Source organism: Mycobacterium sp. TY814, from assembly GCF_030755175.1.
Lineage (GTDB): Bacteria > Actinomycetota > Actinomycetes > Mycobacteriales > Mycobacteriaceae > Mycobacterium.
In genome coordinates, this window is sequence record NZ_JAUFRY010000001.1 from 2,141,871 (window position 1) to 2,154,965 (window position 13,095).

14 protein-coding genes are annotated in these 13,095 nt (G+C 67.0%); 4 read left to right on the plus strand and 10 right to left on the minus strand.

Features of this window, described 5'->3' with window-relative positions; genetic code table 11:
• Positions 1-88: 88 nt before the first annotated feature.
• Complete coding sequence (locus QXH22_RS09445) at positions 89-1,318, minus strand: acyltransferase (RefSeq protein WP_306244450.1); 1,230 nt, start codon at positions 1,316-1,318, stop codon at positions 89-91.
• Between the two features lie 275 nt (positions 1,319-1,593).
• On the opposite strand from QXH22_RS09445, the gene QXH22_RS09450 reads away from it, so the two are divergent.
• On the plus strand, positions 1,594-2,052 hold the full coding sequence (locus tag QXH22_RS09450) for an STAS domain-containing protein (RefSeq protein ID WP_306275439.1): 459 nt from the start codon (positions 1,594-1,596) through the stop codon (positions 2,050-2,052).
• On the opposite strand, the gene QXH22_RS09455 is transcribed toward QXH22_RS09450, so the two are convergent.
• The 7 genes from QXH22_RS09455 to QXH22_RS09485 all read right to left on the minus strand — a co-directional run bounded on the left by QXH22_RS09455 (position 2,036) and on the right by QXH22_RS09485 (position 8,289).
• A complete protein-coding gene (locus QXH22_RS09455) occupies positions 2,036-2,278 on the minus strand; it encodes a hypothetical protein (RefSeq protein ID WP_306242523.1) in 243 nt (80 codons plus the stop codon). The two genes, QXH22_RS09450 and QXH22_RS09455, sit on opposite strands and share 17 nt — an antisense overlap.
• Positions 2,275-2,844 (minus strand): DUF3093 domain-containing protein, encoded by a 570-nt coding sequence (locus QXH22_RS09460; RefSeq protein WP_306242525.1) that lies wholly within the window; start codon positions 2,842-2,844, stop codon positions 2,275-2,277. The genes QXH22_RS09455 and QXH22_RS09460 overlap by 4 nt, the downstream gene beginning before the upstream one ends.
• A gap of 11 nt (positions 2,845-2,855) precedes the next feature.
• Positions 2,856-3,827 (minus strand): porphobilinogen synthase, encoded by a 972-nt coding sequence (hemB, locus tag QXH22_RS09465; protein WP_306242527.1) that lies wholly within the window; start codon positions 3,825-3,827, stop codon positions 2,856-2,858.
• Positions 3,828-3,906: 79 nt separating this feature from the next.
• Positions 3,907-5,571, minus strand: coding sequence for a bifunctional uroporphyrinogen-III C-methyltransferase/uroporphyrinogen-III synthase (locus tag QXH22_RS09470; protein WP_306275441.1), 1,665 nt, complete (start codon positions 5,569-5,571; stop codon positions 3,907-3,909).
• 22 nt (positions 5,572-5,593) lie between these two features.
• The gene (hemC, locus tag QXH22_RS09475; RefSeq protein WP_306244451.1) at positions 5,594-6,541 is read right to left on the minus strand and encodes a hydroxymethylbilane synthase; all 948 of its coding nucleotides are present in this window, start codon (positions 6,539-6,541) and stop codon (positions 5,594-5,596) included.
• 13 nt (positions 6,542-6,554) lie between these two features.
• Complete coding sequence (locus QXH22_RS09480; RefSeq protein ID WP_306242529.1) at positions 6,555-7,916, minus strand: glutamyl-tRNA reductase; 1,362 nt, start codon at positions 7,914-7,916, stop codon at positions 6,555-6,557.
• A gap of 100 nt (positions 7,917-8,016) precedes the next feature.
• Entirely contained in the window at positions 8,017-8,289 is a 273-nt protein-coding gene (locus tag QXH22_RS09485) for a glutaredoxin family protein (protein ID WP_306242530.1), read from the minus strand.
• A gap of 95 nt (positions 8,290-8,384) precedes the next feature.
• Between QXH22_RS09485 and QXH22_RS09490 the strand changes: the two genes are divergently transcribed.
• Genes QXH22_RS09490 through QXH22_RS09500 form a run of 3 tightly spaced genes read left to right on the plus strand, consistent with a single transcriptional unit; the run spans position 8,385 to position 10,770 of the window.
• On the plus strand, positions 8,385-9,278 hold the full coding sequence (locus QXH22_RS09490) for an HAD family hydrolase (RefSeq protein WP_371934214.1): 894 nt from the start codon (positions 8,385-8,387) through the stop codon (positions 9,276-9,278).
• Between the two features lie 44 nt (positions 9,279-9,322).
• Positions 9,323-9,826, plus strand: a complete 504-nt coding sequence (locus tag QXH22_RS09495) for a MaoC family dehydratase N-terminal domain-containing protein (protein WP_306242535.1) — start codon at positions 9,323-9,325, stop codon at positions 9,824-9,826.
• 20 nt (positions 9,827-9,846) lie between these two features.
• Positions 9,847-10,770, plus strand: coding sequence for a cyclopropane mycolic acid synthase family methyltransferase (locus QXH22_RS09500; protein ID WP_306242537.1), 924 nt, complete (start codon positions 9,847-9,849; stop codon positions 10,768-10,770).
• 88 nt (positions 10,771-10,858) lie between these two features.
• Here the strand turns inward: QXH22_RS09500 and QXH22_RS09505 are convergent, their stop codons facing one another.
• Both QXH22_RS09505 and QXH22_RS09510 read right to left on the minus strand, forming a co-directional pair.
• Positions 10,859-11,941, minus strand: coding sequence for a lysophospholipid acyltransferase family protein (locus QXH22_RS09505; RefSeq protein ID WP_306244452.1), 1,083 nt, complete (start codon positions 11,939-11,941; stop codon positions 10,859-10,861).
• Entirely contained in the window at positions 11,928-13,073 is a 1,146-nt protein-coding gene (locus QXH22_RS09510; RefSeq protein ID WP_306242539.1) for an SDR family oxidoreductase, read from the minus strand. The genes QXH22_RS09505 and QXH22_RS09510 overlap by 14 nt, the downstream gene beginning before the upstream one ends.
• Between the last annotated feature and the right edge of the window lie 22 nt (positions 13,074-13,095).

Consider the following 13,095-nt stretch of genomic DNA (forward strand, 5'->3'; position numbering starts at 1 on the left):
ATCCCGCGCAGTCAAAGCTGCCGGGAGGGCCATCACCAGCTGCGCATGACCTGCCGATTCAGGCTCAGTTCCTGCGGGGGCAGGCCTCTCACCCCGCCCGCGGCGTCACCCCGGACAACGCACCATCGATCGGATGCCGCTTGGCGATGGGCGAATCGTCCGGCTGAGTCCCCGCAGGCGCGGCTCTGGCGCCGATCATCCTGCGCATCCAGCGCCGGGCCGGCTCCTCAACAAAGTGGTACATCAAGCTCGATAGCAGCAACGCGATCACGATCAGCCCGATCACGTTCCATTTCCATGGGTTGTCCTGGGGCGTGATGTCGAACTGCAGCACCGCCCAGCCCCACACGGTGTGCACCAGCTCGTGAACCATGTACAGGCAGAACGAGATCTCCCCGCCGTACACCATCAGTCGCGTCGACAGCACCCAGGGCAGGCTGCCGAGGCCGATGGCCAGCGTGATCACCAGCGGCACGAACAGCACGTCCACCACGCCGCCGCTGTCCACCACGCCGCTGATCGGGTGCGCATCGAACCAGTAGAGGATTCCCACCATCGCGGCCACGAGAACGAGCGACAGGTAGCCGGCCACGTATCGGGCCCGGGTACTGAGCCGCAGCCTGCGCACCGCGGCACACGCCAGCGCGCCGGCGATGAACTGAGTGACGATGCGCGGCAGCCAGCTCCACGGCGTGTAGAAATAGCCGCTGGCCAGCAACAGCACGACCGGCGGCAGACACGCCGCGAAGGCCAGCACCATCAGGCTCCGCGCCCGGGTAGTCCGCTCGAACCGCAGGATCACCAGCACGATCACGCCGAACAGTAGGTAGGCCAGCCATTCCGCGCTGATCGACCAGGCCGGCCCGTCCCAGCTGGTGTTGTCGAAGAACGGTTCGAACCACAACTGCACCAGCAGGACCTGACGGACGTAGCTGATCGCGGTGAGGTCCCTTACCTCGGGCAACGGCACGTGCCCGACGTGCAGGCTGAGGATGACGATCAGGGCGGCCAGGTGCATGGTGAGCAGGTACACCGGCCAGACTCTGGCCAGCCGCAGCCACAGGAAGTGCACGGTGGCGCGCGTCGACCATTCCCCGCCCATCCGGTCGAGGTAGTTCCAGGTCAGTACGAAACCGCTGAGAATGAAGAACAGGTCGACGCCCTGGGCGCCGCAGTTGAGCACCGGCGCCAGGTTCTCGCGAAACTCGGGCGAGACATCGGTCAGCATCGGACGGAAGTGGAAGAGCACCACCCACAGCGCCGCGATGATGCGCAGTCCGGTCAGGGCCTTGATCTCCCCGCGGATTGCAGCCTTCATCTCTACGCTGGGCACGACGTTCTTCCCGCCTGGACTCTTGCTGTCTGCTGTTTCTTGCGTCAATTCACCGGCCAACCGAAGCGTTCTCGCCCGCTCACAAGCCCCCCGACTAGCAACCGGCAGCCTAACAGCGCAGCCCTGCGGCCGGTGGACGAGCCGCTTCTTAGCAAAGAGTTAGTCGTGGCTACCGGTCCCCTTAGGTTTAGCGGGCACTTTAGAGTGCAGGGTTCGGTCGGCTCACTGGTCGGCCCACCGAGGGGAAGTGGGGCTCTTTGATGACTACCGCGATCACACGACGCGTTTCGAGCACCGCCGACTTTTCGGGTGCAATCGACCTCAGTGGCGCCCAGATTCGGGCTCATTGCCGGCACCTGGCCACCGTGGTGACCATCAGCGGCGAGATCGATGCCGTCAACGTCGACCAAATCGGCGAGCACGTGCGGCGTTTCGTGCTCAGCGACAATCCCGTGGTACTCGATCTGAGCACCGTTACCCATTTCTCGTCGGCCGGGATCGCACTTTTCAGCGTCGTCGATGAGGAATGCCGAGCCGCCGGCGTGGAGTGGATGGTCGTCGCCAACCCCGTCGTCAACGCGCTGCTGGGCGACTGCGGCGACCCCGCCGAGGCGCCTTTCCCGGTGACCCGTTCGGTTCATGAGGCGCTGCGCTACCTGGCCGACGGCATCAACTGGCGCCGCCAGTTGGTTCTGCCGCTGGTCAAGAAGTCGGCTTAGCCCGCCGGAGCCGGATCAGGCCGAGGACGGCGAAAATTCCGGCGACGGACGCCAGCAACAGTGTCAGCACCAGTTGCTGCGGGTCGTAGACCACCGACATGGTGGTCGGCTGCCCGTCTGCGACGGGCGCCACGGCGATCGTCGACCGTGTCTGCAACCAGCTGAACCCCGTGGCCACCAGGGCGGCCGCCGCCAGCGCCAACTCCACTATCGCGCGGGTCGTCACAGGATCGACTCGTTGTCGTCGTCGAACGGGTCCATCTCGTCGGCAACCTCGGCGACGTAGGGACCGACCCGCCGCTCCACCAGCGGCGTGAGGGCGTCACGCAGGTGGCGATGCCGGCGCGCCCACGCCTGCGCGGTGCGCCCGCCGGTGAGCTTGAGTCCAATGCCGTAGCGGCCACGCGGCACCCCCACCAATTCGCCCAGCGCCCGCGCCGACTGCCACCTGGCCAGCGGCTTGTCCGATTTCACCGAGTTCTCGGCCTCGGGGAACACCTTGAGGATCTCGCGCACCAGGATGGTTTCGGTGCCCTGGCGCAGAGCGTCTTCGGTCAGCTCGACCGAGGTGTGGATCCGCGCAGCCTTGACCTGCAGCGCCACGAACGCCGACACCAAGACCAGGAAGACGGACGGAACGAGGAAGGAGATCGGGACGTGGTTGACGTGCTGGATGTAGATCAGCGAGGCCGCCGACAGTGGTCCCGCCAGCACCCAGTACCAGCTCGCACCGGACTCGTAGAACAGGGGCTTGTCAGCGGGCTTGTCCCCCCGCTCGTCTGCAGATTCCATGTGCGCCTCCGTCACGCCAGCCACCTCGCCGCGTCGGCGGCCCAGTAGGTCAGCACGAAGTCAGCCCCCGCACGTCGGATACTGGTCAACGACTCCAGTGCCGCGGCACGTTCGTCGATCCAATTGTTGGCCGCCGCCGCACAAATCATCGCGTACTCTCCCGAAACCTGGTAGGCCGCCACCGGCACCGGGGAGACGCCGGCGGTTGCCGCCAGCACGTCCAGGTACCCCAGCGCGGGCTTGACCATGACCATGTCTGCGCCTTCGTCGAGATCCAGCCCGACCTCGCGCAGCGCCTCGCGCGCGTTGCCCGGCTCCTGCTGATAGGTGCGCCGGTCACCGGACAGGCTGGAGGCCACGGCCTCGCGGAACGGGCCGTAGAACGCCGAGGCGAACTTGGCGGCGTACGCGAGGATCGCGACGTCGGAGTAACCCGCGGCGTCCAGGCCGTCCCGGATCGCCCCCACCTGGCCGTCCATCATGCCGCTCGGACCTACCACATGCGCACCCGACTCCGCTTGTGCCACAGCCAATTCCACATAACGAACCAAGGTGGCGTCATTGTCCACCCGGCCCCGCTCGTCGATCACCCCGCAGTGCCCGTGCTCGGTGAACTCGTCCAGACACGTGTCGGCCATCAGGACGGTGGCGTCGCCGAGATCCTTCGAGAGATCCCGCAACGCCCGGTTGAGGATGCCGTCCGGATCGGTGCCGGCCGAGCCTGCCGCGTCCTTGTCCTGCGCACAGGGCACACCGAAGAGCATGAGTCCACCGACACCGGCGGCGACCGCGTCGGCCGCGGCACTGCGCAACGAGTCGCGGGTGTGTTGCACCACACCCGGCATGGAGGAGATCGGCCGCGGTTCGTCGATGCCGTCGGCGACGAACATCGGCAGCACCAAATGCCTTGGCTCCAAGGACGTTTCGGCCACCAGGCGACGCATCGCCGGGGTGGAGCGGAGCCGGCGCGGCCGCTGCCTCATTCTTGTCCGGCGACTCTGCGTTGAGGGCGGAGGTCACTCGCACACTTGCGCCACTCACGCAGAGTCAACGCAAGATGAGTCATCGCCGGCGGCTCTTTTTGCGCGGCGGCGGCAGGGCGCCTTCGGCGCGCAACCGAGCAGCGTGCTCGGCCAGCGCGTCGACCAGGGGACCCACCGCGGCGGTCTCCGGCTGGACATCCACCCGCAAGCCGAACTCGGCCGCGGTCTCGGCGGTCTTGGGCCCGATGCAGGCGATGATGGTCCGCGCGTGCGGCTTGCCGGCGATGCCGACAAGGTTGCGCACGGTGGAGCTGGAGGTGAAGCACACCGCGTCGAAGCCACCCGTCTTGATCATCTCCCGGGTGGACGCCGGCGGCGGGGCAGCCCGCACGGTCCGGTAGGCGGTCACGTCCTCGATCTCCCAGCCACGCTCACGCAGGCCCTCGGCCAGCGTCTCGGTGGCGATGTCCGCACGCGGCAGCAGCACCCGGTTCACCGGGTCGAAAATGCTGTCGTAGGGCGGGAATTCGTCGAGCAGGCCCATCGACGACTGCTCCCCGGACGGCACCAGCTCGGGACTGATCCCGAAGGCGCGCACCCGGTCTGCCGTCGACTCACCGACGCAGGCGATCTTGACACCGGAGAATGCGCGGGCGTCCAGACCGAACTCGCCGAACTTCTCCCACACCGCACGGACCGCGTTGGTCGAGGTGAACACCACCCACTGGAACCGGCCGTCCACCAGGCCCTTGACCGCACGCTCCATCTGCGCGGGGCTGCGGGGCGGCTCCACGGCGATGGTCGGCACCTCGATGGGCAGCGCGCCGTACGACGTCAGCCGCTCGCTCATCTCGCCGGCCTGGTCCTTGGTACGGGGCACCAGCACGGTCCAGCCGTACAGGGCCCGGCTCTCCCACCAGTTCAGCTTGGACCGGCTGGCCACCGTCTTGCCGATGGTGACCACCAACGGGCCGGTCAACGGTCCGGCCGGGTCCGTTCCGCCGCCCAGGACGGCCGGATCGGTCAGGCCCTGCAGCGTGGTTTCCACCGAACGCTGCTGGCAGGTGGTGCCCTGCGCGGTCACCACGCACGGCGTGCTGTCGGACAGCTCATGGTCGATCAGGGTGCGCGCAGCGTCAGCCAGATGCGACGCCGTGGCCTGCAGAATCAGCGGGCCGGGCGCGGCGGCCAGCGCCTCCCAGTCGACGTCCCCGCGCACGTCGGCGACGGTGTGCGAGGAGCCCAGCGGCAACCCGGCGTAGGTCGGCACCGCACTGGTCGCGGCCAGGCCGGGCACGATCTCGACGTGCAGGTGAGCGCGAGCGACGGCGTTGACCTCGGTGATCACCGCGTCCACCGACAGCGGGTCGCCGGCCACCAACCGGACCACGTCGGCGCCCGAGCGGGCTTCCGCGGTCAGCGTTTTCGCGACCTCGGCGGGATCGCCGAGCGCGGGACGCACGTCCGGGCCTTCCGAGATCACCGCGGCGGCGGTTTCCGGGCTGGACGAACCGGCGGCGGTATCCGCGCTGGCCGGCGCCGTCTCGGCGGGGGCCGGGCCGGACACCGGAGGCAGATCCTTGCCGATCAGCGCCAGCACCGCCTCGGGCACATCGGGGTCAGTGAACACCAAGGCCGCGTTCGCCAGCACCGTGGCAGCCCGGGTGGTCAGCAGCCCGGGGTCGCCAGGACCGGAGCCCACGAACGTGATCCGGCCCGGTGTCGGCTTACGCCCTCGCGTCATCGTTGTCGCTCCCAAGTCTCTTTCAACTTCCTCGCGCGGGGTCTTCCCGCGCTCCCCTCATCAACTCTGCGGCGCCCAGTTCGAACAGCTCCGCGGCTACCGAGATGCCCAACTCCCGTGCCCGATCGGATCTGCCGATGCCAGACGCGCGGATCACATCGGATCCGTCGAGTGCCGCCACGCAGCCGCGCAGCGACAGCTCTTCGAAGACCCGCCCCTCCTCATCGATGGACTCGACCACTTCCGCGATCGCGCCCACCGGTGCCGAGCAACCGGCCTCCAATTCGGCGAGCAGGGTGCGCTCCGCGGTGACCGCCGCACGTGTGTCGGCGTCGTCCAGTTCGGCCAACACCGCCGCCAAGCGACTGTCGTCGGACCGGCATTCGACGGCGAGAGCTCCCTGAGCAGGTGCTGGCAACATCTGCACCGGCTCGAGCGTCTCGGTGACGTCGCCGAGACGGCCCAGTCGGGCCAACCCGGCCCGGGCCACCACGACGGCGTCAAGATCACCACTGCTTACCCTGTTCAACCTGGTATCTAGGTTGCCTCGTAGGGGGCGGATTTCCAAACCGAGACCCAGTGCTCTAAGCTGTGCGGCCCGCCGCGGCGACGACGTCCCCACCAGCGACCCGGCCGGCAACTCTCCGAGCACCAACCCGTCGCGGGCCACCAGGGCGTCGCGGGGGTCGTTGCGCGGCGGAATGGCCGCGATGGTGAACCGGGGGTCTTCGGCGGTCGGCAAATCCTTGTGGGAGTGCACCGCCGCGTCGACGCGGCCCTGCTCCATCGCCTCGCGCAGTGCGGTGGTGAAGACGCCCACACCCAACTCTTCGATCGGTGCCGACGACCGGTCCCCAATTGTGCTGATCGTCACCAACTCGGCGGGATGGCCGTTGGCGATGAGAGCGTCCCTGACGGTCGCGGCCTGGGTGGTGGCCAGCAGGCTGCCCCGAGTGCCTATCCGGATCACGTGTGCCAATCGGTCACTCGGCCGCAGGGTTGTCGAATTCCGTTGCCAGAACCTGCAATTCACCGGCGGTGGCAACAGCGTCGACAGCGGTTTGTTCCAGTTCGAAGAGTTCGCGCAGCGCCTCGGCGTAACTGTCGCCGCCGGGTGCGCTGGCCAGCTGCTTGATCCGCACCGTGGGTGCATGCAGCAGCTTGTCCACCACTCGGCGCACCGTGCGGGCCACCTCTTCGCGTTCGGCTGAGTCCAGGCCGGGCAGCCGGTTGTCCAGGCGCAGCAGTTCGGCCTCGACGACGTCGGCGGCGCGCTGGCGCAGCGCGGTGACGGTCGGGGTGACCTCGGCCATTCGCTGCCCGGTCAGGTAGGCCGCCACTTCCGCGGCGACGATGTGGCGCGCCGCGTCGACATCGGCGGCCGCCGCATGCGCCGACGGTTCGTGTTGCACCCGGTCCACGTCGACTACCAGGACGCCGGGCAACCCGGCCACTGCCGGGTCGACGTCGCGGGGCATTCCGAGATCGCAGATGATCAGGGGTTTTGCAGCCTCGTCCCGGCGCGCGTTGACCAGGCCGTGGTGTACGTCGGCCAGCGAGATCACCGGGCTGACGGCTCCGGTACAACTGACCACCACGTCGGCGTCGGCCAGCGCCTCGGCGAGCCGATCCAGCGTCAGCGCCTCGGCCGGCACGCCGGACGCCTCGATCCGGTCCGCCAGCCGGGTGGCCCTGGCCAGCGACCGGTTCAGCACATGCACCCGGCCGATGCCCGCGCGCGTCAGGTGGGCGGCCGCGAGGGCGCCCATCGCTCCGGCGCCGACCACCACGGCAGTCTTGCCGGTGAGCGTGCCCAGCTTGCGTTCGGCGATGTCCAGCGCGACCGACACCACCGAGGCGCCGGCGGCGTCGATCGCCGTCTCGGAGTGCACCCGCTTGCCCACCGACAGCGCGCGCTGGGCGAGCTCGTGCAACACCCGACCGACCGCGCTGTTGGCCTCCGCAGAGGCGTAGGCGCGGCGCACCTGCCCCAGTACCTGCTGCTCGCCGACCACCGCCGAATCCAGACCGCTGGCCACCGCGAACAGGTGCTCGACGGCAGCCTCGCTGTAGCGCACGTAGGCGTGCTTGGTCAGATCGCTCATCGGGAGCCCGGAGTACTCGGCGAGCACCTGCCCGACCACCGATAGTCCGCCGTGGAACGCCTCGACCACGGCGTAGACCTCGACACGGTTGCACGTCGAGAGCACCATGGCCTCGCTGACCAGCGGCGACTGCAGCACCGAGTCAACGATCTTGACCTGATCGGACTCATCGATACTGAGTTGTTCCAGCACGGAGACCGGCGCACTGCGGTGCGAAACCCCGAAGAGCAGGATGCTCACGGCAGCATCACCTGGCCCGCTCCCTTGCAGCGTCGGAAAGTGAACTACTACCTACGGTAGACGGTTGTCAGGTGGGCTACCAAATAATCAGCGCTGACGGTCACCGGGCCGTAAGGTCGGCACGCAACCGCGGCTCGTCGATCTCCCAGTAGCTGTGCTCCCGGCCGTCCAGCAGGACCACCGGCAGCCGATCTCCGAATTCGGCTCGCAGCCCGGGATTTCCCGCCTGCGCCTCGGCGTCCACGTCGGTGCTGTCCAGATCGAAGCCGAGCTCGTCGGCCAGTTCGGCCAGCCGCGCATGAACCCGGTCACAGATGGCGCAACCGGCGCGGGTCAACAGGTGCACCTGCGGTCGGCTCGCGGACGTGACCATGGCCACCAGTCTGACATTTGCCTGGCTGTGGACGGATAGGGTTGATGTCGGCTCGACAGCTACCCAGCGACTTGGAGGTTTGGCTCATGTCTTCCATGGCTTCCTCTGAACCCGTGAGCGGTCGCGTCGACCTGGAGTCGCTGGCAGCCGATGCCAGCGCCGAACGTGCCCTGGCCGACATCGCGGCCAATGAACCGAGTGACCGTCCGCAGCCGCCCATCGACCTGACCGCAGCCGCGTTCTTCGACGTCGACAACACCCTGGTCCAGGGCTCGTCGGCGGTGCACTTCGGCCGCGGGCTGGCCGCCCGCGACTACTTCACCTACCGCGACGTCCTCGGATTCGTCTACGCCCAGGCCAAGTTCCAGGTACTCGGCAAGGAGAACAGCAACGACGTCGCGGCCGGAAGGCGCAAAGCGCTGGCCTTCATCGAGGGCCGGTCGGTCGACGAGCTGGTGCGCCTCGGAGACGAGATTTACGACGAGATCATCGCCGACAAGATCTGGCCGGGCACCCGCGAGCTCACCCAGATGCACCTCGACGCCGGTCAGCAGGTGTGGCTCATCACCGCCACCCCCTACGAACTCGCGTCGACCATCGCCCGTCGGCTGGGCCTTACCGGTGCCCTGGGCACCGTGGCCGAATCGGTTGACGGGATCTTCACCGGCCGGCTGGTGGGCGACATTCTGCACGGCACCGGCAAGGCCCATGCGGTGCGTTCGCTGGCCATCCGGGAGGGCCTCAACCTCAAGCGCTGCACCGCTTACTCCGACAGCTTCAACGACGTGCCCATGCTGTCCCTGGTGGGCACCGCGGTCGCGATCAATCCCGACGCCCGACTGCGCAGCCTGGCCCGGGAACGAGGGTGGGAGATCCGCGACTTCCGGACCGCCCGCAAGGCCGCCCGCATCGGTGTGCCGTCCGCTCTGGCGCTGGGAGCGGCGGGTGGCGCACTGGCCGCGTTGGCGTCCCGCCGTCAATCACGCTGATAAGCTGCGCCGCTGAGCTAACTCTTCGATCGGAAAGCAGCGTCATGACAGTTCCCCAGGGAGCCGAAGGAATCATCGGTAAGCACTACCGGCAGGAAGACTACTTCGTGGTGGGGCGCGAAAAGATCCGTGAATTCGCCCTTTCGGTCAAAGACGACAACCCGATTCACCACAGCGAAGCCGTCGCCGCCGAGGCCGGCTACGAGGCGCTGCCCGCCCCCCTGACGTTCCTGGCCATCGCCGGGCGGCGTGTTCAGCTCGAGATCTTCACCAAGTTCAGCATCCCGATCAACATCGCCCGAGTCATGCACCGCGACCAGAAATTCAAATTCCACCGGCCGATCGTGGTCGGCGACGAGTTGCACTTCGACACCTATCTCGACTCGGTCATCCAGTCCCACGGAACGGTTCTGGCCGAAATACGCAGCGAGGTGACCGATGCCGAAGGCAAGCCGGTGATCACCAGTGTCGTCACCATGTTGGGCGAAGCAGCCCAGCATGACTCGGACGCCGAGGCGACGGTGGCCGCAATTGCATCCATTGGATAGCGGCAGGTAGCGTCGGATTAATGACAGAAGGCACAACGGGTGGCACCCAGCTGCATCCGCCGGTCGAGGCGGTGCAGTCGCACTACGACCGTTCCAACGAATTCTTCAAGCTGTGGCTCGACCCTTCGATGACCTACAGCTGCGCTTACTTCGATGAGAACCCCAACATCGATGAGCCGCAGACCAAGACGCTCGAAGAGGCACAGTTCGCCAAGCGCAAGCTCGCGCTGGACAAGCTCAACCTCGAGCCCGGGATGACGCTGCTCGACATCGGCAGTGGCTGGGGTTCGACGATGCGGCACGCCGTCGAGCACTACGACGTCAACGTGATCGGCCTGACGCTCAGCGAGAACCAGCTCGCGCACTGCCAGCAGAAGTTCGACGAGATGGACAGCCCGCGCCGCAAAGAGGTGCGCTTGCAGGGCTGGGAGCTGTTCGACGAACCCGTCGACCGCATCGTGTCGCTGGGAGCGTTCGAGCACTTCGCGGACGGCGCCGGCGACGCGGGCTACGAGCGGTACGCCACGTTCTTCAAGAAGTACTACAGCTTGCTGCCCGATGACGGCCGGATGCTGCTGCACTCCATCGTGGTGCCCACCGCCGAAGAGGGTAAGGCGATGGGACTGAAGACGACGATGACCCTGCTGCGCTTCATCAGCTTCATCCTCCGGGAGATCTACCCCGGTGGGAAGTTGCCACAGGTGGAGCAGGTCGACCGTTACTCGACCGAGGCCGGCTTCAAGATCGAGCGCCACCACTACATCGGGAAGAACTACGTTCCGACCCTGAACACGTGGGCCGACGCGCTGGAAGCCAACAAGGAGCGGGCCATCGAGCTCAAGGGTGAGCAGGAGTACGAGACCTTCATGAAGTACCTGAGGGGCTGCTCGGACCTGTTCCGCGACGGCTACACCAACGTTTGTCAGTTCACCCTGGTCAAGTAACTCCACTCGCTGCGCGAGCAGACGCGAAAGCCCCGGTTTCAGAACGAAATCGGGGCTTTTCCGTCTGCTCGCGTGACTTTGGGCGGCCTCAGCCGAGGAAGATGTTGCGACGACCGGCCAGCAACCGGTACAGCGTCTGCTGGATCGTCTCGCGGACCTGATCGGTCAGTTCGAAGGTGACCATCGGGTCCTCGGCGTCGCTGGGCGAGTAATCGGCAGTCTGGATCGGCTCACCGAACGCGATCCGCCACTTGGACGGCAGCGGCACCAGGCCGGCGGGGCCGGCCAACGGGAACAACGGCGTCACCGGGAAGTAGGGCACACCCAACAACCGCGCCAGCAACTTCACATCGGTCAGCATCGGGTAGATCTCTTCGGAGCCGATGATCGAGCAGGGCACGATCGGCGCCTTGGTACGCAGGGCCGCCGAGACGAATCCACCGCGACCGAACCGCTGCAACCGGTAGCGATCCTCGAAGCGCTTGCCCAGCCCCTTGTAGCCCTCCGGGAACACCGCGGTCAGTTCGCCGGACGCCAGCAGCCGGTGGGCGTCAGTCGTGCAGGCCATGGTGTGACCCGCTTTTCGGGCCGCCGAGCCCACCACCGGCAGGTCGAACACCATGTCGGCGGCCAGCAGGCGCAGATCGCGCTGTGCCGGGTGTTCGTCATGCACGGCAACCGACAGCATCAGACCGTCGAACGGCAGCACTCCGGCGTGGTTGGCCACTACCAGTGCCGCGCCCTCGCTCGGGATGTTCTCGATACCGCTGACCTCGACCCGGAACCACGAGTTGAAAAAGAACCTCAGCAAAGGCCGCACGATCGCGTCGTTGAAGTGCGGATCGAATCCGAATTCGTCGACGCTGTAATCGCCGATCAGCCGCTGCCGGAAGAATCCGGCAACGGCGGCGACGCGCTGAGCGAGGTCGTTGAGCGGCGCCTCACCGGAGGACGACCCGCCGGTCGCGCGGCGGTGCTCGTCTATCTCGCGGACGACGGCAGCAAGCTCTTCAGCCGATGCGGCACCGTTCGGATCGGAGAGCAGCGAGGGATGCTGACGGGTGGCGTCCGTGCGTTGATCGGCACGGCGGCGTGCCGCTACGCGACCCCGATTGCTGTGCAGTGGAATAACATTCGCTCTGGTTTCACCCGCCACGTTATCTACCCAAATCTATCTGCGACCCCGCCCACGGAATGGGACTTCGGCTTCCCCAGCGCTGCGCCACCGCTATGGCACGACCCTCCCAGGAGCGTACCCGATGCGGGTCGATTATGGGAGTCAAGTTGCGCCCGCGGACGTAGTCGTCAAACGCCTCTGCCGTAGACCATTTCGGCTGGTAGCCGAGCTCCGAACGCATTCGGGTGGTATCCATTACGCGGCCATAGCTGAGGTACGCGAACTGATCGCGGCTGATCTCGTTATAACGGTTGGCACGTCGCAGTGAATCGAGGGCCCACACACCGAAACCGGGTACTGGCAAGGGAATTCGTCCGGAACGACGAATCGCCTGCGACAGCATGATGATTCCGTCGGCGCCGATGTTGAAGGTGCCGGCCCTACCGGCCATCGCCGCGCGCTCCAGCGCGCCCAGCGCGTCCTGCTCGTGCAGCAACTGCAGCCGGGCGTCGCGGCCGAACATCGTTGGCACCAAAGGCCCCGCGAGGTAACGCGACAACGAGGTGTCCATCGCCGGGCCGATCATGTTGGCCAGCCGCAGGATGGTGACCGCGATATCGGGCCGCCGCCGGCCCAGCCCCCGGACGTATCCCTCGATGTCCAGACTGTCCTTGGCAAACCCCTCGCGGAAGGGTCGGCGGCTGCTGCTGTCCTCGGTGAACATCACCGGGTCGTGCGGGCTCGAGCCGTAGACCTCCGAGGTCGACTTCAGCACAACCCGGCGCACCGACGGTGCCTTCTGGCAAGCGGCGAACAGCTGCATCGCGCCCATCACGTTGAGTTCCTTCAACGCCGCGGTGCCGCCCGACCGCGGTGCGTACGACGCGGCCGCCGCATGCACCACCGTGTCGACTTCGCCGTTCCGAATCACCTTTGCGATGAAGGGGTTCCGGATGTCGGCACGGACGAACTCCGCGCGGCCCATCCGACGCAGCATGTCTTTGCTCGGCGCGATCGCATCCACCGCGATGACCCGGTTGATCAGCGGGTTCTGCACGAGACGCGCGGTCAGATAGCCGCCCAGGAACCGGCATGCGCCGGTGACCAACACCACCTTCGGGTAGTGCACCGTGTCTGCGTCGGGCTGCTGACCGCCGGCTCCGCCGCCCTCGTTCGACGAATCCACCTTGACAGCCTAACGACGAGGA